Genomic DNA, 18892 nt, shown 5'->3' on the forward strand with positions numbered 1-18892 from the left:
GAGTTTCCGTGCCCGGCACCGTCATCACGGGTATGACGACACGTTTTCTCGATACCGGTGACGCCGCCATCGCCTATGACGTGCACGGCCCGCTGCCCACGACCGACGGGCGGCCTCCGCTGGTCCTGATCGCCCAGCCGATGGACGCCACCGGCTTCGCCGCGCTGGTCGAGCAGTTCGCCGACCGCACCGTGGTCACCTACGACCCGCGCGGGCTGGGCCGCAGTACTCGCCGCGACGGCCGCAGCGATCATTCGCCGACCGTTCAAGCCGAGGACGTGCACGCGCTGATCGAGGCGATCGGCGGCGGTCCGGTCGAACTGTTCGCCAGCAGTGGCGGCGCGATCACCGCGCTCGCGCTGGTGGCCGCGCATCCGCACGATGTGTCGACGCTGGTCGCACACGAGCCGCCGTTGCTGCCGGTGTTGCCCGACGCCGGCGCCGCCGAACGAGCCCAGGCTCGCACCAATGCGGCCTATGTGGCGAACGGATTCGGCGCCGGGATGGCCGAATTCATCGCGATGACCTCATGGCAGGGCGAGTTCACCGAGGAGTACTTCGCGCAACCCGCCGCCGATCCCGCGCAATTCGGACTGCCCGCCGACGACGACGGTTCACGCGACGATCCACTCCTGTCGGACCGGTCCTGGGCGGTCACCGCCTACCGTCCCGACACCGACGTCCTCGCCGCGGCGCCGACCCGGATCGTCATCGCCGTCGGCGAGGAATCGCTCGGCGTGCTCACCGGCCGGACCGCGCTGGCCACCGCTGAGTTGCTCGGACAGCGGGCCACGGTGTTCCCGAGCCATCACGGCGGGTTCATGGGCGGCGAATACGGCTACGCCGGCGAACCCGAGGCGTTCGCGAAGAAGCTGCGGGAAGTGCTCGACGAACAGTGAGGTGCGCCGGCGCGCTCGGTCGCGGGGTGAGCGCGCCTATTCACCCAGCGAGTCGGGCAGCAGACCCTCGGACGCGCGGAAGCGGCGGGCGAAACCCGCGAGCAGTTCTTGCGATTCCGGCGACAGATCGACCGCCAGCCGCATCAGGCGCCGGAAATGCGGATCGGAGAATTCGGCGACGAGCTTCGCCTGTGCCGCCCCGGGGCACGGACCATCGAAATAGGAATCCGACACAGCACCCACTTCAACGCTCCCGATCGTCTAGTTGCTGTAAGTAACATACCGGCAAATGCGGCAAAACGACGGAGTTCGAGAATACCGGTGTTGCGGTGTGTTGGCCGAGAAGCTTTGCGCATAGCACGGATTCGTTCGCGCAGGCTCCCCAGCAGTGGCGATGGCGTGCCCTACCGGCGAGTGACGGTGGACGCGACCACTTCGATTCAGGCCGATAGGTGAGGTGATGGCCGGTAGCTCCGCGGACAGCACACAACCGGCAACCCTCATCTGTGAGGACTTTGCGGAACCGCGTCGGTGGTCTAGATCCGGTCCGCACCCCAGCTGCGATGGACATAGCCGATGACGCGGTCCAGCTCCGCGCGATCGACGGAGGCGGATTCCCCCGGCTCCAGCGGGTCGAAGTGGAAGATGTAGAGCCGGGAAGCGAACTGCTCGAACGGCAGTGACGCCTCACCGAATCGTTCGCCGTGACCCGCGGTGCCGACGATGACGCCGTCGCCCCAGTCCTGCCCGCTGTCGTTGTTGGGGTTGTAGAAGTACACCCGCATCTGATCCTGCGGATCCAGATTCACCCGCAGCACCGAAATGGCGTGCCAGCCGACGAATCGCGCCGCGCTGTCGGTGATGGCGATGCCGGCCGGTTGCGGGTGGATCAGGGGCTGATTGCCGTTGTAGAAGGGGTGGTAGCTGGCATAGAAGTGGCGCAGGAAGTCGTCGAGGTCGGTGAGATCGCCGGTCGCGACATCGACATTGATGCGGAAGCCGCGCCCGGACCACCAGCCGTGGAATTCGGGGTTGATCCATCGGTGCGGATCGCCTTCGCGGCCCAGGCAGTGCCTGCCCATTTCGGCGTAGATCCGATCAAGATGCGGAACCACCAGCACCGACACCGGATCGAGGTCGATCGGCGGACCGGCGGTGCCCGCGTCGCCGTCGCGTGAGGAAATCGGCGCGCCCTCGAAATGCATCACGATCTCGTCGTCGCGGGCCGCCCAGGTCACCGCGTGCAGCAGATAGTCGGGGTCGTTGTAGGCCCACATCGACAACGCGCGCGCCGACTGACAGGTGGGATTGTCGCCCTGCCCGACGCCAAGCGGCAGCCCCAGCATCGACAGCACACCCGCCAGCAACCAGACCCGCGCCTCGGGCGTCGGCCCGAACACCCCGCTCAGCCGCTGCTGGGATTTCGGTGAGAGCTGCAAGCCGATCTGGCGCCACAGGGCCGGCGCGACCGGCGGTTGATAGAGGATGCCCCGCTCGAGCAGCAACGCCAGCCCGTAGATGCATTGCGCCGTCTCGACCCGCACCGCCTCGGCGATCAGGGTGTGCACGAGTTCGTGGTAGCAGAGCAGGCAGTCGCGGCCGGTGTTGGACAGGCCCATGGCCTCGGCGATGAGGTAGTCGCCCTTGTCCAGCAGATGACGCAGCAGCACGGCGTGATACGGCGACACCAGCCCGGTGTCGTGCATCGAGCGCGCGAAACCCGAAGCCTCGTACTGGAGAGCGCCCTCATCCATCGTCTCCAGGCGTTCGCGGTAGATGTCGACGCCCGGATCTTCCCGGCAGGCGTCGGTGGTGCCGTAGAGGCTGCTGATCAGCCGGTCGGCGCCGAGCGCACCGGCGCCGAGGTCGATATCGGGGTTGGCGCGGGCGACCGCGATCTGGGTGATCATCCGTTTGACCGCATCGACCTGGATGGGTCGCTGGCGCAGGATTCGCCAGATCTCGTCGACCAGATGCTCGAGCACCTTCTCGTAGCCGACTTCGGCGACCAGGTGGTGCAGCAGTTCCCGGCTCACCTGCGCCATCCGGCCCTGTTGCGCGCGTTCGGCTTCGGTGGGCGGGGCGAACAGCAGCGACAGGTTGACCGCAAGCACCTGCGACAGATGGCTGTCGGCCTGTTCGGCGGTGATCAGCGGATGCGGATAGTCACCCTTGGCGACGGCGAGCAGGCGCAGGTTGCTCACCGTCTCCAGCACGACGGTGTCGGCGTTCGGGCTGCGCAGCGAGCCGGTGCTCAGCGAGGGGATCAAGATCTGCGGTGCGGCCCAGTCGGTGCCGAGGAACAGGCCCGCGTTCTCCAACTCGGCGGCCCGGGCGCGCACCGCGGCACATCCACCCGGCAGCACCAGGACTCGCCGCAGGGCGTCGAACACCCGCGGCAGTTTGACCTGCTTGCCGAAATCGCCAGTCTCGGCCAGCGATCCGGTGGCATGATCAAGGGTGGCCAGGCGCCGCTGCAATGCGGGCCCGTCGCTGCTGAGCTGGTTCAATCGGGGTCCTCCCGTGATCGGTGGCGCGGCACCGATCAGATATAGAAGTCGAGCTCTTCCTGCCGCTTCAGCAGATCCCGCAGCGTGTACGGGTCCTCACCGAAGAAATACAGCAGGCCCCAATGGTTTCCGAAGGCCGTGCGCTTGGTGACCTTCTCCGACAGCGGGGAGGTGAGCTCATGCGATTCGAAGTAGTCATGGTCCTCGGTTTCGGCCGGCATCGACAGGTGGGTGACCACGCGCCGCCGCGGGTATACGCCGAAGCAGCCCGCGTGCCCCTTGGCATCGACCACTTCCCGGGGGAAGAAGGCGTCGATTTCCTCCTCGGTCGTCTTCGGATCGAAGGCGAGCACCAGCGCGTGGTAGGCGTTGAAACCGTAGGTGCGTTCCAGCAGTTCGAACACCTTGAATCCGGGCGGGCGGTAGGCCACCTCGCCGAAGTACATCTCGCCGTCACTGGTGACGAAGTACTCCGGATGCACGAAGCCGAATTCGATATCGAAGGTCTTGATCAGTTTCTCGACCTGCCGGGTGATCTCCGGCCGGTACCGCTCCAGCTCCGGGGTGGCCGGGACGAAGACCGAATAGCCGAGGGTGACGTATTCGGAGATATTGAGGAAGCGGATCTTGCCCTGGTGGATCCACGCTTCCACCGCGAACTCCCATCCGTCCAGATGCGATTCCATCAGCAGCGGGAATTCCTCGTCGGGGATGGTGTCGATCTCGTCGGGAGTCCGGATCACTCGATGGCCGAGGCAGCCGGCTTTGTCGAAGGCCTTGATGTGGATCGGGTCGTTGGGATCGCCGTCGAGCTTGAGCAAGGTCTGGTTCACCCGCTTGAGGAAGCGTACGACGTCATCGCGCTCGTGGGCCTCTTCGAAGATGCCGACCCGGATGCCGCCGAGCTGGGCGCGCCGCTTCATCAGCGCCTTGTCGCGCAGCAGCATGGCCTGCCCGAACAGGCGCGGGTTGTCCATCAGCACCGCGTTGATCGCGCCGGCCCACTCCACGGTTTCCTCGAAGATCGGAATCGCCACATCCACGCCCATGTCGCGCAGGGTTTCGGCGATCTCCATCGATCGGTCGTTGAGCCGTTCGAAGTTCCACGGGATATAGGGGATACCGTTCGCGGCGCAGTAGTCCGCGATCCATTCCGGGGCCACTACCACGTAGCGCCGGTCGAAGCGGTCGACGGCTTCGACGGCGTTCAAACTCCACCCCAGCAGGGCGACATATCCTTTATCGGTATTGCGGCCTTCCAATTCCTGTACTGCGATCGACAACTCTCGTCCCCTCTCGGCCGCGTGCGATCGGTTGATCTCGCGACCTTTTCTCGGCTACGGCAGCGACTGCCCGCGGACATGTTCGACGTCTGCCCGGCAGTGTGCGCGCCTTATTCGCCTGGTTCTCTCGTCGGCGGTCAACCTCATCCGCGCTGATACCGGGCCGGCCGCCGTTGTGATCGAAACCCGTTGTGGGGGTTGGGATTCATGGACCTACCCTCCGTATTGCCGCCATTGACACGATTACCCAGGACGATCCGTTCCCAAACTGTTGCCATATCACGGGGCGAATCCGCGTTGGGCGGACCGAGGGCGCGACGGTCACCGCCGCGCCCTCGGCAACGCGCGATCAGCCGTCCGCGGCGATCTCCCGCAGCCGGCCATCGGCCAGCTCCAGTCGGCGCTGCACGCGGATGTCGGCGAGGAACCGTTCGTCGTGGCTGACCACGACGAACGCGCCACGGTAGGCATCGAGCGCGCTGACCAGTTGGCCGACGCTGACCAGATCGAGATTGTTGGTCGGCTCGTCCAGCAGCAGCACTTGCGGGGCCGGCTCGGCGAACAGCACACACGCCAGCGTGGCGCGCAATCGTTCACCGCCCGACAACACTCGCACCGGCAGGTGCACCCGGGCGCCGCGGAACAGGAACCGGGCCAGCAGGTTCATCCGTTGGGCGTCGGGTAAGTCCGGGGCGAACGCGGCCAGATTGGCTGCGACAGTGCGGTCGAGGTCGAGCAGGTCCAGGCGTTGCGACAGGTAGGCGACTCGGCCGTCGGCGCGGGCGATGGTGCCGGCCTCGGGGGTGAGCTCGCCGTGGATCAGGCGCAGCAAGGAGGACTTGCCTGCCCCGTTGGGTCCGGTCAGCGCGATCCGTTCGGGTCCGCGGATCACCAGATCGGCGCCGTCGCCGGCGAAGAGTTCGCGGTCACCGAACCGCAACCGCATCCCGGCGCCGCTGAACACCGTGCGCCCGGCGGGTACCTCGGTGCCGGGCAGTTCGAGGCTGATCTTCTGTTCGGTCCGCAGCGCGCGAGCGGCCTCGTCGAGCCTGGTCTTCGCCGCGGCGACGCGGGCGCTGTGGGTGCCGTCGGCCTTGCCCGCCGACTCCTGCGCATTGCGTTTCATGGTGCCGGCGAAGATCTTGGGCAGGCCGGCATTGCCGAGATTGCGGGCGGCGGTGCTCGCCCGGCGCGCGGCCCGTTCGCGAGCCTGCTGCAGTTCGCGCTTCTCTCGTTTGACCTCCTGTTCGGCGGTGCGGATGTTCTTCTCGGCGGTCTCGCGTTCGGCACGGATGGCCGTCTCGTATTCGCTGAAGGAACCACCGTAGAAACGGATCTCGCCGCTGTGCAGTTCGGCGATGCGGTCCATCCGATCCAGCAGCGCCCGGTCGTGGCTGACCAGCAGCAGGCATCCGGTCCAGTCGCCCAGCACGTCGTAGAGCTTGTGCCGAGCGGCGAGATCGAGATTGTTGGTCGGCTCGTCCAGTAGCAGCACATCGGGCCTGCGCAGCAGTTGCGCCGCGAGGCCGAGCGAGACGATCTGGCCGCCGCTGAGCGTGTGTGAGCGCCGGGTGAACGCGAGCTCGCCGAGTCCGAGCCGGTCGAGTTGGGCTCGGGTGCGCTCCTCGATATCCCAGTCGGTGCCGATCGTGGTGAAGTGTTCCTCGCTGGTATCGCCGGACTCGACCGCGTCCAGGGCGGTCAAGATCGGTGCGATGCCGAGGATTTCGGCGACGGTGAGGTCCGCGGTCAGTGGCAGGGTCTGCGGCAGATAGCCGAGCACGCCGTCGATGGAGACGCTGCCACCGCTCGGGCGCAGCTCGCCGGCGATCAGCCGCAGCAAAGTGCTCTTACCGGCGCCGTTGGGGGCGACGAGGCCGGTGCGGCCGCCGGGAACGCTGACCGACAGATTCCGGAAGACCGGAGTGTCGTCGGGCCAGGTGAAAGTCAGGTCGGAACAGACGATAAACGCATCGGACATGGCTGAGTCCTCGGGTGTGGGATGAGTAGACGAACGGCGACATGGCCACGTCAGCGGCGCCGCGCGCCTGCTGGTGGCCGTCAGAGCCGGGTGACCCCGGAGATGTCGAGTTCACCTACCATGCCGGTACTCCCTGGATGCGATTACTTCCGCTCGACCATAGCAGTGGAGTCTGCCGCGCCTAACCGATTATTCGACTGGGGCAGGACGGCGGCGAGTGCGGCGGCGGCCTCGAGCAGGGCACGCGAACGCGCTGTGATGCTCGACTCGCGCGCGGTCAGGGCGGTGGCGATGGTGTCGTCGTGGTGTGCGCGCGGGAGGTCCGGCACCAGCGTCCGCAGGGTGTCGATGCGGTATCCGGCGGTGCGGAGCTGGTGGATGATCCGGGCGTCGCGCACCTGCGCGGGGGAATAGCGGCGCGCGCGCTGGGTGACCCGGTCCGGGGCCAGCAGCCCTTCGGCTTCCCAGTGCCGCAGGGTCGACGGTCGCACGCCGAGTGCGTCGGCCAGTTCCGAGACGGACATGGCATCCGAGTCGCGGACGTCGGCGATCGGTTCGGCCGAGATCGCCGCGGCGGCCGCGCGGGCCAACCGCAGATCGGTGCGTTCGCGGGCGAGCCCGGCGTGCGCGTCGTCGAGCAGGGCGAGCGCATCGGCCAGCGGCTCGCGGTGGACTGCGCGCAGAATGCGTTTGGCCTCGACCGGTCCGACGGCCGCGGCGAGCGCGCGATAGGCGAGCGCCGACCGCACATGCACCTCGCCGTAGGTGCGGTAGCCCGCGGCGGTGCGGTGCGCGGGTGGGAGCACGCCGTGATGTTCGAGATTGCGCACCTGCTGCACGGAGTATCCGGCGCGGCGGGCGACGTCGACCGTTCGCAACGGCGAGTGGAGAGTTTCCACAGTATGTTCCTTGTCTACCTGCGCAGTGGCCGGATCAGGTCTCCATAAGCACTTTAATGAAACGCTGGAACACATGACCATCGATGAGATCTTCGATTACGTGGCCGAGATGGACGGTGTCCTCACCCTGCGGCCGGGCCCCGGCGACGGCTCACCCGAGATCGCCTGGGGTGATCTGTTCTTCTACTACTCGCCCAGCGGCGTCGTTCCGACCAGCACCCAGCCCTTCGCGACGATCGTCACCAAGAACTACCCGGGTGACGAGAAATCGGATCTGGACCGGCCGGACGTGTTCCGCGTCAATATCGCGGCGAGCCGGGATGCCTTCGTCGCCTGGACCGGGCACACGCCGCGCGAGACCGACCCCGACGCCGACTACGCCGTCACCGATACCGTGCTGGCCCACCCCGTCTACGCCGGCGCCGGCTGGCTGGCGGTGGTGAATCCCGGGCAACGGACCGGCGAGACCGTGCGTGAGCTACTCCGCGCCGCCTATGAGCGGGCACGGACCAGGTATCACCGGAACGAGCCTGCCGGCAGCTGAGATCTCAGCGGCGCAGGCGGCCGGTGCGGGCCAGGTTGCGTTTGATCGACGGCGACAGATCGGGGGAGTCGGCGTCGAGTTCGGGTTCGGCGGGATCGGCGCGGACGAACAGGGTGATGGTGGTCGACGCGCCGAAACCGTTGCGCTGCATGAGTTTCGCCGACGCCTCGTTACTCGATTCCACATCGGTGACGATGCGGCGGGCGCCACGGGTGAACAGTGCGGTGCAGCAGGCTTCCACGAGCCGCCCGGCGATGCCGTGGCCCTGCATATCCGGGGCGACGGCGATCCATTCCAGATAGCCCCAGTCGTCGCGCAATTCGAATTCCATCGAGCCGAGCACGAAACCGACTACCCGGTCGGAATCCAGTGCGACCCAGCACGCGTTGTCGGGGCTGTCGAGATGTTCAGCCACCGAGGTCAGCGACCAGGACGTATACGGTTTGACCGAGGTGTCGTACACCTGGTGTCCGAGGTCGAGCACCTGGCGCAGATGGCCGAGGCCCATGGGGACGATCGCGATGGCGGGGTCCATGCGATCAGTTTGCCAGCGGTATGCGCGATTCAGGCGCCTTTGCGGGTGGCGGTCTTCTTCGCCGTCGTCTTCTTGGCCGGTGCGCGCTTGCTCGCCGACTTCTTGGCGGCGGTCTTCTTCGCCGGGGCCTTCTTGCCGTCGTCGGCGCGGCGGCCGCTGGCTTCCAGGCTGCGCTGCAAAGCGGCCACCAGGTCGACCACCTCGGCGTCCTGGGCGACGGGCTCGGCCTCCGGTTGTTCGGGGACCTTGCCGGTCCCGCTGGCGATGGCCTCGTCGAGAACCCGTTTGAGTTCGATCTGATATTCGTCGGTGAACTCGCTCGGATCGAAATCCTCCGACATGGAATCGACCAGTGTCTCGGCCATCTTGATTTCCTGCGGACGCGGTTTGGTCGCGTTCTCCAGCGATTCGAACGACACCGAGCGCACCTCGTCGGGCCACAGCAAGGTCTGGAGCACGAGCATGCCGTCGCGCACCCGCAGGGCGGCCAACCGGGTTTTCTGGCGCAGGGTGAAGTGCACCAGGGCTGTGCGTTCGATGCGCTCGAGGGTGGCCGCGAGCAGCACGTAGGCCTTGGGCGTGGTGGAGTCGGGCTCGAGGTAGTAGGTCTTGTCGAACAGGATCGGGTCGATCTGATCGCTGGGCACGAATTGCAGGACCGGGATTTCGTGTTTCTCGGCCACCGGGAGTTTGGCGAAATCCTCGTCGGTCAGGATCACCTTGTCGCCATCCGGTGATTCGTAGGCCTTGTCGATATCGGCGTATTGGACCGATTTCCCGCACACCGTGCAGACCCGGTCGTATTTGATCCGCCCGCCGTCTTTGGCGTGCACCTGATGGAATCGGATGTCGTGGTCCTCGGTGGCGGTATAGACCTTCACCGGGACGTTAACCAGCCCGAACGCGATCGAGCCTTTCCAGATTGACCGCATCACCCCATCATGGACGAATCTCGCCGAGCGCGCTCGTCAACCGGTAACCGGAGTGTCGCTGTTGTGATCTGCCAGCGCAGCCGTCCCGGTAGGCGCAGGAAAAGCGCGCGCATGGCCGCGGCGGTGCCCGACGCGTCGCTACGGCCGGACAGATATGCGTGCTGTAGATGGTCCGGTAGTTCGAAGAAAGCGTCGAAAAAGACGGGCAGATCCTCGGGCGCGAGCCTGAGCAGGGCGCGCAATCCCGCCTCACGCAAGCCGTGCACGAGACGGGCCGATACCGGTGCGGGCGAACCACCCGCCGCGACGGCATCGGCGGCGGTCAGCGCGGCGGCGACGCTGTACCCGGTGGCCTGGTGGATGAATCCGCCGGCCGCGCCGAAACGCGCGCGGCCCGGCGTGGCACCGGTGACCGTAAACCGCACCCGTTCGATGCGTTCGCGGCCGTCGACGTCGATTCCTCGTGCTCGCAGCCGGTAGTGCAGGCGTTCGGCCAGCGTGCGCTGATCTAGGGCCGGGCGGCCGGCCAGACAGGTCTCCTCGAGCAGCATGGCGCCGCCGCCCAGCGGCACGGCGTAGAGAAACGACCGCGGCGCATGCGCGGGTGCGCCGTTGTCGAGACGCCAGTCCATGAACAGCGGTGGGAAGCCCGCGCAGCGCTCGTCCTCGACGACGATGCCGTAGGCCGTCTGCTCGGCCCGGGCCGGCGAGCGGGCCAGGCCGCGCGCGTCGATCACCCGCTCGGCCCGCAGCTCCGCTCCCGACGCCAGCGTCGCGGTGTGCGGGGTCAAGGTCGTCACGCGATCGGCATGTATTTCGGCGCCGGTGAGGTCGAGTGACTGCTGGAGACGGGAGGTGTCGAGCACCGCATAGCGGCGGTCGATGCGGTGTTCGCGGCCACCCCAGGCCACGGGCTGGTCGATGGTCGCCGCCACCACGGTGGGGTCCAGCCAGCCGGGGAGTTCGTCGGACCAGGCCGCATATGTCGCCGTCCAGGTGCGGTGCGGTGCCGGGTCGACCACCGCGACGGAAAGTCCGCGTGCCAGGCAGCGGTGGGCGAGTGCCCGCCCCGCCGGACCCAGTCCGCAGACCAAAACATCTGGGCGCGTCAACCCATCACCTCGTCGCGCTCCGCGTTGAGTCGCCGCGCGACGCCGCCGTTCCATCGCAGACCGGCGCATCGTTCGGCCTCAGCGCGCGTCCGGTCGACGGCCGCGGCGGCTCGTGGGTCGAGGCCGGTCATCGCAGCGTCGGCGTCTCACCGGCCCGGGCGGCGGCTCGCGCGGCGAAACCGTCGCAGAGTGCGTCCAGACCCAGTTGCAGCAGGTCGACCTGGGCGAAGCGGCCGTCGTCGGCGCCTTCGAGTTCGGCCAGCGCGGGCGGCACCGGATGCAGCGGGCGGCCGGCCAGCAGCGCGCGCAAGCCGTTCTCGTCGTCGGAGTCGAGGCCCTTGCTGGTGAGCAGCGCCGAACTGATGTGCGGCAGCGTCGCGCCGGAGATGTAGTTCCACACCGCGAATGCCATCTGGGTGGCTTCGTGAGTGCTGACGTCGAGTTCGCGGAAGCCCTCGACAAGCCAGGCCAGGCAACCCATGCTGCTGGGCCCGAAGCTGTAGCGCGGCACCGCGAAGGTCAGCAGCACCCACGGATGCTGCTGATAGAGATTCCAGTCGATCTCGGCGGCGATGCGGACGCGATCGCGCCAGGTCCACCCGCGTTCGGCCGTCGACGGATAGGGGTAGCGGCCGGCGACCTCATCGGTCATCGCCGCGATCAGCTCGTCTTTGTTGGTGACATGCCGGTACAGCGACATGGCTCCGACGCCGAGACGATCGGCGATGCGGCGCATCGACAACGCCTCGAGCCCGTCGCTGTCGGCGAGTTCGATCGCCACGTCGACGATGGCCGCTTTTGTGAGCTTCGGCTCGGTCATCCCATGACTGCCTTTCGATGTCCGGCCAGGATGCGTACACTGTACCCGGACTTCATGCGTACGTCGTACGCGTCAGGGAGAGGAATCGCGGATGACGAACGTGGAGGCGGTGCGGCCCGCCCCGGATGCGGGGGTGGCCTCGCGGCGGGCCTGGCTCGGCCTCGGGGTGCTGGTGCTGCCGGTGCTGCTGGTGTCGATGGACGTCTCGGTGCTGTTCCTCGCGCTGCCCACGCTCACCGTCGACCTGGATCCGTCGGCGTCGGAACAACTCTGGATCCTCGACATCTACGGCTTCCTGATCGCGGGTCTGCTCATCACGATGGGCAACCTCGGTGACCGGATCGGACGCAGGCGCATCCTGCTGGCCGGCGCCACCGTCTTCGGCATCGCCTCGGCCATGGCGGCCTTCGCGCCCAGCGCGGGCGTGCTCATCGCGGCGCGGGCGCTCATGGGCATCGGCGGCGCCACCCTGCTGCCGTCGAGCCTGTCACTGATCTCCACGCTGTTCGCCGATGCCAAACAGCGCGCTACCGCCATCGGTGTGTGGACGGCGTTCTTCGCGGGCGGTTCGGCGGTGGGCCCGATCATCGGCGGGGTGCTGCTGCACCACTTCTGGTGGGGGTCGGTGTTCCTGATCAATGTGCCGGTCCTGCTGATCCTGCTCGCGCTGGCTCCGGTGCTGCTGCCCGAGCACCGCGCGAGTTCGCTGGGCCCGCTGGACCTGCCGAGTGTGGCGCTGTCCATCGGCGGCATCCTGCCGCTGGTGTACGCGGTCAAGCATGCCGCCGAGCACGGCCCCGATGCCGAGGCCGCGGTGATCGGGCTGATCGGCGCGGTCGTGCTGACGTTGTTCGTGCGCAGGCAGCGTCATCTGGCTGAACCGCTGCTGGATCTGGGGCTGTTCGGTCGCGGGCAGTTCTCGGTGGCGATCGGCTCGAGCCTGGCCGGGATGATGTCGCTGGCCGCGATGAGCTATCTGGCCAGCATCTATCTGCAGTCGGTCACCGGCCGCGACCCGCTGGTGGCGGCGCTGCTCGGGATCCCGATGGCGATCGCGGTGTTCCTCTTCTCGATGACGGGTGCGGCGGTGGGCCACCGGTTCGGCGTGCGGATCACCTTCGCGGCGGCGTTGATCGCCGCGGCCGTCGGCAATCTGATGCTGCTCGGCGTCGGCGTGGACGGCGGGCTGGCGTGGTACATCGCCGGCTCCGCGATCGCGGGCATCGGCTACGGCATCACCTTCACGCTGGTGTCGGAGGTGGCGGTGTCGTCGGTGCCGCCGGAGCGCGCGGGTTCGGCGGTTGGCATCTCGGAGACCAGTTTCGAGCTCGGCAATGCGCTGGGCCTGGCGCTACTCGGCTCGCTGGCGGCGGTGGTGTTCCGGTCGGGCGGGAATTTCGAATCGACGCTGGGGGAGACGCTGGCACGGGACGGTGACCAGCCGGCGATCGTCGAGGCCGCGCGCGAGTCGTTCGTCGACGGGATGCATGCCGCCACGACGGTCGGTGCCCTCATCCTGGTGGCGATGGCGATCATCGTGCTGGTGGCGACACCGAAAGGTCGCTGACGGTATCGACGAGCCGGCCCCTGGCGGGAGCCTGGTTCGCTCGGTCGTGCCCCCACTGTCGATGCAGCGGGGCCCGACCTCGTGAATCCGGCTGTCCGCCAGGGGCCGAACGCGTATTCGGGTGTTGCCGCCCGGATCAGGAGTTGACGACTCCACCCGGTGCGGGCTGGGCCTCGACCGGCTGACCGTGCGGCGGGGCCGCGAGCGCGTCGGCGGCACCGATGGCGGCACCGGCGGCGGCACCGATCGCGGCGGCGGGCACCGCGATCACCGCGGCACCGATGGCGGCACCGAGCATCGGCCCCGCGACGAGCCCGGCCGGCAGGAACGGCACACCGGCGACCAAACCGGCGACCGCACCGACGACGGCCGAGGTGGCCGCCAGCGGAGTGCTCGCGCTCGCACCGGCCACCGCGCCGACCGCGGCCGCGCCGATGGTCTGGCTGGCGACCCGGTCCGAGCGGCTGCGTTCCATGCCGACCGAGTCGAGGAACGTCGCCAGCCCCGCCTCGGCGTTCGCGGCGCCGTCGTTGACCTGGGCGGCCTGCTGCGGATCGAGCCAGGCCGGCGACTCGATGGCGACGTCACCGAACCGCAGCTGACCCGGCGGTGGCGCGATGGGCGCGACCGGCTCGACCTGGGTGGGCGCGTGCAGATCGCCGAGCGGAGCGAGGTAGTCCTTCTCGGGGACCGGACGCGACCAGGCGAGCGTGGTGTGCGCGCCGGGCTCGGCCGCCGACTGCCGCGCGGGCGCCGGGTTCGCCGTCAGCGCCTCGGGGGCTACCTGAGTTTCGGCGATCGGCGCCGCCGGCGCGGAAACACCGAGCGGTGTCGTGCTGGGCGAGTGGTCGGTCACCGTCGCCGACTGCGCCGGCTGGGTGGTGGCCGTGGCGGTGCCCGTGCCGACGAGCGCCATGACGAGTGGAACCGCGCCCGCCACAACGATCGACCCGACCTTCTGCCGCTGCGGGTGGGTCATCCTGTGCTTGGCTGTGGCCATGATTGCCTTTCATCCGGAGTGAGTCCGATGTCTGTTCGACATTCGGACTCGGCGCACACCCGGATGGGTGCTTTCACGGGCCGGTCGGATCAGCCGTTATTGCCGGAAGTTAGCCGGTGGCGCGGGTGCGGTCGGATTCGGCCGGCGCGGTTTCCGGCTTGCCGTCCGTGGCCACCTCGGTCGTGGGTCCGGCGCCGCTGGTGGCGGCTTTCCAGCTGTTCGCCGAGGGATCGCCGAGGGCCGACATCACCACTTCGGCTTCGCCCTCATCCTCGCCGTTCATCGCCTCCAGTGCCAAGCGGGCGAACACCCACTGCTCGGTGGCGGCCATCTGACCGCGGGTGCGGCCGAGGAAGGTGACGAACCACTGGATGACGGTGATGATCCGGCTGCGGTAGCCGACCAGGTAGTACAGGTGCAGCGCCAGCCACGCCAGCCAGGCGATGAATCCGCCGAACTCCAGCTTGCCGACCTGGCAGACGGCGCTGAACCGCGACACCGTCGCCATGCTGCCCTTGTTGAAGTACTTGAACGGCTTGCGCTCTTCGGGGGTGTGGCCCTTGAGGCCGGCCTTGATCTGCTTGGCGGCGTAGGTGGAGCCCTGGATCGCGCCCTGCGCCTGACCGGGCACATTCGGCACCGACATCAGGTCGCCCACGACGAAGACGTTGGGGTGGCCCTTGATAGTGAGGTCCGGCTCGACGATGACGCGCCCGGCCCGGTCCACCTCGGTGCCGTCGGAGCGGTCGGCGAGCATCTTGCCCAGCGGGCTGGCCTGCACACCGGCCGACCACACCTTGCACGCGGATTCGATGCGCCGGATGGTGCCGTCGGGATCCTTGACCGTGACCCCGTGCGCGTCGACATCGGTGACCATGGCGTTGAGCTGGATCTCCACGCCCATCTTCTCCAGCCGGCGCTGCGCCTTGCCGCCCAGCTTGGGGCCCATCGGGCCGAGCACCGCGCCCGCGCCCTCAACCAGCACCACCCGCGCGTCGCGCGGGTCGATGTTGTGGAAGGTGCCTTCCAGGGTGCGGTCGGCCAGTTCGGCGATCTGCCCGGCGAGTTCGACGCCGGTCGGGCCCGCGCCGACCACGACGAAGGTCAGCAGGCGTTCACGCTCTTCCTGGGTGGTCGCCAGCTCCGCCTGCTCGAACGCGCCGAGGATGCGACCGCGCAGCTCGAGGGCATCGTCGATGGTCTTCATGCCGGGGGCGAAGGTGGAGAAATGGTCGTTGCCGAAATACGACTGCTGCGCGCCGGTGGCCACGATCAGGCTGTCGAAGGAGGTGACGGTGTCCTGGTTGAGCAGCCGGGAGGTGACCGTTTTGGCCTTCAGGTCGATATCGATGACCTCACCCATCAGCACCTGGGCGTTCTTCTGCTTGCGCAGCACCAGGCGAGTGGCCGGGGCGATCTCGCCGACCGAGAGGATGCCGGTGGCGACCTGGTAGAGCAGGGGCTGGAACAGGTGGGTCGAGGTCTTGGAGATCAGGGTGACGTCGACATCGGCGTTCTTGAGGTGCTTGGTCCCGAACAAGCCGCCGAAGCCGGAACCGATCACCACCACCTGGTGACGACGGTTCTCCACGGTTTCAGTGCTCATCGTCGCTGCTCCTCGACAGACTGGGGGTCGACCCCGCCGAACGTTTCTGACAGTGGACACGGTAGTCGGCGCCTACCCGGTCGTCACGGTGAGATCCCCGTTGGCCGCGCGTGTCGGTGCGGACGCGCACCGTTGTTCGCCGTAAGAAGTGAAGCCGGATTCCGGTGAAGTGCCCGGCGAGCGACGGAAAACGAATACCATGGAGGTTCCTCGCCCAGGGAGGTCTGCCATGGTCACCGTCGACCGTGCCGGCGTCGAAAAAGCCCGCGTGCGTATCGAATCGGAGAATTCCGGACTGATCGAGATCCCGCGCGCGCACCCCATCGACCGGGCGTTGAGCCTGGTCCCGGCCCGACGCCGAGTACTCGCCAACCCGCCCTCCGGTAGCAGCGCCACCGCCGTCGACGGCGATGCCGGGCTGCCCTATCTCGGCCGCGCACTGCATTACATGCGCTGGGGCCCGGCGGAAATGATGGACCGCTACCGGCGCTACGGACCGGTCACGCTCAACAGCTCACTCGGCATGGAGCGGGTGATGGCCGCCGGACCGGAGGCCATCGACGAGGTGCTCGGCCGCCGGCGTCGCGATTTCGGCCAGGGCTGGGACTATTTCATCGGCCCGTTCTTCCGGCGCGGACTGCTGTTGCTGGAATTCGACGAGCACATGTTCCATCGCCGGATCATGCAGCAGGCCTTCACCCGCGATCGGCTCGAGGCCCATCTGGCCGCGCTGACGCCGGTGGTGCGGGAGGTCGTCGGCCGCTGGGTGCCGCCGGGCCGAGGCGCGAGCCGCACGGTGAAGCTGTTTCCCACCATCAAGGAACTGACCCTCGACATCGCCGGTGAGACGTTCATGGCCGCCGATGTCGGCCCGCAGCGTCGGCGGCTGACCGAGGCGTTCGTCGACTGCACGCACGCGGGGCTGGCCATCGTGCGCCACCCCATGCCGGGTGGGCGCTGGCGGGCGGGGCTGCGCGGACGCAAGGTGCTCGAGGAGTACTTCACCGCGATGTTGCCGCAGAAGCGGCGCAGCGAGGAGGCCGATTTCTTCTCCGGGTTGTGCCATGCCCGCGACGCCGACGGCTCGGTGTTCAGCGACGCCGACGTGGTCAATCACATGATCTTCCTGATCATGGCCGCCCACGACACCACCACGACCACCGCCACCGCGGTGGCCTACTACCTGGGCAAACACCCCGACTGGCAGCAGCGGGTGCGCGCGGAGGTGCGGGCGGCCGACCGCGCGGGCGCCCCGCCGACCATCGCCGAGTTGGAGAGCATGCGCGATCTGGATCTGGTGGTGAAGGAGAGTCTGCGGTTGATGCCGCCGGTGCCCGGTCTGGTGCGGCGGGCGGTGCGCGACACCGAGATCTGCGGGCACTACATCCCGGCGGGCACCCCGGTGGATCTGGCCTATCAGGTGAATCATTTGCTGCCGGAACTGTGGACCGATCCGGAGATCTTCGATCCGGAACGCTTTTCCGAGGCGCGCCGGGAGGACAAGTCGCATCGGCTGGCCTGGATGCCGTTCGGCGCGGGTTCGCACAAGTGCATCGGCATGCACTTCGGCACCTTCGAGGTGAAGACGGTGATCGCGGCGCTGGTGCGCGACTACGAGTGGACGATTCCGGACCCGTATCGGATGCCGTGGGGCTTCACCACCATCCCGTTCCCGCGCGACGACGCACCGATGCGTTTGCGCCGGATCAGCTGACCGCGGTGGCTCCGAGTGGCCGCACTCGGAGCCACCCGCGGGCTCAGCGTCCGGCCAGCAGCAGCTCGGCGATCTTGGTGTCGGTGTCGGCGCCGTCGGTGTAGCCGCCCTGGTCGCCCATCGAGGTCATGATCGACAGGGTGTAGCGCTCACCCGGGCCGGCGAAGCCGACCGAGTTGACCACCCAGCCGCCCTGTTCGGCCGACCAGCCGTTCTTCAGGCCCGGCCGCATCGCGGCGCCGGCGCCCCACACACCCCAGTGCTGATTCATATCGACCTTGCGCATCCGGTCGATGAGGTAGTTGCGGTCGTCGGGGTGCATCCGGTCGAGCACATGCGACATCAGCCGGTCCAGGTCGGCCGCGGTGCACTTCTGGAACGACCAGTCGGGGAACAGCGCGGTGTTGGTCGGTTGCGGGACCAGGCTGGTCATGCCGTTGGCGCGGAAGGCGTTGTTGTAGGCCATCCGGTCCAGGCCCGCGTACTTGTTCCAGAGGATGTCGGTGGCCTGGTCGTTGGAGGTGGCCAGCATCGCCTCCATCAGCGCGCGGTCCTCGGGGGGCAGGCCGATGGCGCCGACGCGCGCGCGGTTGAGCAGGTCGGCGGCGATGGCGAGCTTGATGGTCGAGGCGGTCCACACCGAGTTCTCGGCGTGCTCGTTGGCGTACACCCCGCCGCTCACCCGGTCGCGCAGCACATAGCCGGTGACGCCGGGGCGGTTCTTCAGATAGGCGTTCACACTGGCGATCCGGTTGCTCATATCGCAGTCGAACCCGGGCAGGCACGCTTGGGTGTGCGCGATCGGCGCGGCGGCAGCGGTCGGCAGGATGGCGGGCACGCCGGGAAGCGCGATGGCTGCGGCGGCAAGGACACAGGCGGATGCGGCGACGCGGGGACCGGCCCCGGTAGCGGCCATGGGGAAACGCACGAGGGACCACATTGGCATATCCGTGCGCGCGACGCACGTCTTGAGCTCAGCGGCCCCGTGTGCTAGTGGATTCGGAGATCTTGTGTGGCAAGAACTTTCGCCGGGCGGATCAGCGGTGCAGGGCCTGCCGCGCCGCGGTGGCGCCCTCGTTGAGCCGATGGCAGTGTTCGAACGCCTCGGCGTGCTGATCGCGCGGCCACGAGTGTAGAACGACGGTGCGCCCGTAGCAGCGCGAGTTGACGAGCTCCCAGCGGTCGCCGATGCGGCGGACAGTGAAGCCGCCTCTCGGTACCAGGGGAATCACCATCGCATCCATGAAACGCGAACCAGCCTTTCGGTGCAGTCTCCCGTTCCTCCCCGGGGAAGGACTGTGGCACAGCCCCCGGCAGATGCCCGGACGACACGGCCGAATATCGATCGGGTATGTGGCCTATGTCACGTGCGGTTCGCCGGGCCGCTGCGGTTGCGCGTCGGTCGCTGGGCGTATAACGGGTGCACGAAGCGCCGAGGTGCTCGACCCGGGGCCGGTGGTGGTGGCCGGGTGTGCCGAGGCGGACCGCAT

17 protein-coding genes are annotated in these 18892 nt (G+C 68.0%); 4 read left to right on the forward strand and 13 right to left on the reverse strand.

Annotated features, from left to right (window positions below):
* Nucleotides 1-32 precede the first annotated feature (32 nt).
* Entirely contained in the window at nucleotides 33-899 is an 867-nt protein-coding gene (locus NOCYR_RS11660) for an alpha/beta fold hydrolase (protein ID WP_048834107.1), read from the forward strand.
* Between the two features lie 36 nt (nucleotides 900-935).
* On the opposite strand, the gene NOCYR_RS11665 is transcribed toward NOCYR_RS11660, so the two are convergent.
* The 5 genes from NOCYR_RS11665 to NOCYR_RS11685 all read right to left on the reverse strand — a co-directional run bounded on the left by NOCYR_RS11665 (nucleotide 936) and on the right by NOCYR_RS11685 (nucleotide 7572).
* Nucleotides 936-1142, reverse strand: coding sequence for a hypothetical protein (locus tag NOCYR_RS11665; RefSeq protein WP_148280606.1), 207 nt, complete (start codon nucleotides 1140-1142; stop codon nucleotides 936-938).
* Between the two features lie 293 nt (nucleotides 1143-1435).
* Entirely contained in the window at nucleotides 1436-3409 is a 1974-nt protein-coding gene (locus NOCYR_RS11670) for a hypothetical protein (protein ID WP_014350571.1), read from the reverse strand.
* 35 nt (nucleotides 3410-3444) lie between these two features.
* A complete protein-coding gene (locus NOCYR_RS11675; protein WP_014350572.1) occupies nucleotides 3445-4692 on the reverse strand; it encodes an ATP-grasp domain-containing protein in 1248 nt (415 codons plus the stop codon).
* A gap of 349 nt (nucleotides 4693-5041) precedes the next feature.
* A complete protein-coding gene (locus tag NOCYR_RS11680) occupies nucleotides 5042-6673 on the reverse strand; it encodes an ABC-F family ATP-binding cassette domain-containing protein (protein ID WP_014350573.1) in 1632 nt (543 codons plus the stop codon).
* 143 nt (nucleotides 6674-6816) lie between these two features.
* Nucleotides 6817-7572 carry a MerR family transcriptional regulator gene (locus tag NOCYR_RS11685; protein ID WP_014350574.1) on the reverse strand — a complete coding sequence of 252 codons (756 nt, stop codon included), beginning with the start codon at nucleotides 7570-7572 and terminating at the stop codon, nucleotides 6817-6819.
* Nucleotides 7573-7645: 73 nt separating this feature from the next.
* On the opposite strand from NOCYR_RS11685, the gene NOCYR_RS11690 reads away from it, so the two are divergent.
* Nucleotides 7646-8116 carry a DUF6194 family protein gene (locus tag NOCYR_RS11690; protein ID WP_014350575.1) on the forward strand — a complete coding sequence of 157 codons (471 nt, stop codon included), beginning with the start codon at nucleotides 7646-7648 and terminating at the stop codon, nucleotides 8114-8116.
* 4 nt (nucleotides 8117-8120) lie between these two features.
* Here NOCYR_RS11690 and NOCYR_RS11695 read toward each other — a convergent pair whose 3' ends face one another.
* From NOCYR_RS11695 to NOCYR_RS11710, 4 genes are all read right to left on the reverse strand, one after another.
* Nucleotides 8121-8651, reverse strand: coding sequence for a GNAT family N-acetyltransferase (locus NOCYR_RS11695; protein ID WP_014350576.1), 531 nt, complete (start codon nucleotides 8649-8651; stop codon nucleotides 8121-8123).
* A gap of 29 nt (nucleotides 8652-8680) precedes the next feature.
* Nucleotides 8681-9583 (reverse strand): Ku protein, encoded by a 903-nt coding sequence (locus NOCYR_RS11700; protein ID WP_014350577.1) that lies wholly within the window; start codon nucleotides 9581-9583, stop codon nucleotides 8681-8683.
* Nucleotides 9583-10695, reverse strand: a complete 1113-nt coding sequence (locus NOCYR_RS11705; RefSeq protein ID WP_048833280.1) for a lycopene cyclase family protein — start codon at nucleotides 10693-10695, stop codon at nucleotides 9583-9585. The genes NOCYR_RS11700 and NOCYR_RS11705 overlap by 1 nt, the downstream gene beginning before the upstream one ends.
* 127 nt (nucleotides 10696-10822) lie before the next feature.
* A complete protein-coding gene (locus NOCYR_RS11710; RefSeq protein ID WP_014350579.1) occupies nucleotides 10823-11515 on the reverse strand; it encodes a TetR/AcrR family transcriptional regulator in 693 nt (230 codons plus the stop codon).
* A gap of 91 nt (nucleotides 11516-11606) precedes the next feature.
* Here NOCYR_RS11710 and NOCYR_RS11715 point away from each other — a divergent pair, with 91 nt between their 5' ends.
* A complete protein-coding gene (locus NOCYR_RS11715; protein WP_014350580.1) occupies nucleotides 11607-13082 on the forward strand; it encodes an MFS transporter in 1476 nt (491 codons plus the stop codon).
* Nucleotides 13083-13218: 136 nt separating this feature from the next.
* Here the strand turns inward: NOCYR_RS11715 and NOCYR_RS11720 are convergent, their stop codons facing one another.
* Nucleotides 13219-14082, reverse strand: coding sequence for a hypothetical protein (locus tag NOCYR_RS11720; RefSeq protein ID WP_228781379.1), 864 nt, complete (start codon nucleotides 14080-14082; stop codon nucleotides 13219-13221).
* A gap of 109 nt (nucleotides 14083-14191) precedes the next feature.
* Nucleotides 14192-15688, reverse strand: a complete 1497-nt coding sequence (locus NOCYR_RS11725) for an NAD(P)/FAD-dependent oxidoreductase (protein ID WP_014350582.1) — start codon at nucleotides 15686-15688, stop codon at nucleotides 14192-14194.
* Between the two features lie 229 nt (nucleotides 15689-15917).
* On the opposite strand from NOCYR_RS11725, the gene NOCYR_RS11730 reads away from it, so the two are divergent.
* Nucleotides 15918-17402, forward strand: coding sequence for a cytochrome P450 (locus NOCYR_RS11730; RefSeq protein WP_014350583.1), 1485 nt, complete (start codon nucleotides 15918-15920; stop codon nucleotides 17400-17402).
* A 43-nt stretch (nucleotides 17403-17445) separates the two neighbouring features.
* Here the strand turns inward: NOCYR_RS11730 and NOCYR_RS11735 are convergent, their stop codons facing one another.
* Both NOCYR_RS11735 and NOCYR_RS11740 read right to left on the reverse strand, forming a co-directional pair.
* Entirely contained in the window at nucleotides 17446-18342 is an 897-nt protein-coding gene (locus tag NOCYR_RS11735) for a hypothetical protein (protein WP_014350584.1), read from the reverse strand.
* A 97-nt stretch (nucleotides 18343-18439) separates the two neighbouring features.
* A complete protein-coding gene (locus tag NOCYR_RS11740) occupies nucleotides 18440-18637 on the reverse strand; it encodes a hypothetical protein (protein WP_228781380.1) in 198 nt (65 codons plus the stop codon).
* Between the last annotated feature and the right edge of the window lie 255 nt (nucleotides 18638-18892).

This window comes from Nocardia cyriacigeorgica GUH-2, assembly GCF_000284035.1.
GTDB lineage: Bacteria > Actinomycetota > Actinomycetes > Mycobacteriales > Mycobacteriaceae > Nocardia > Nocardia cyriacigeorgica_B.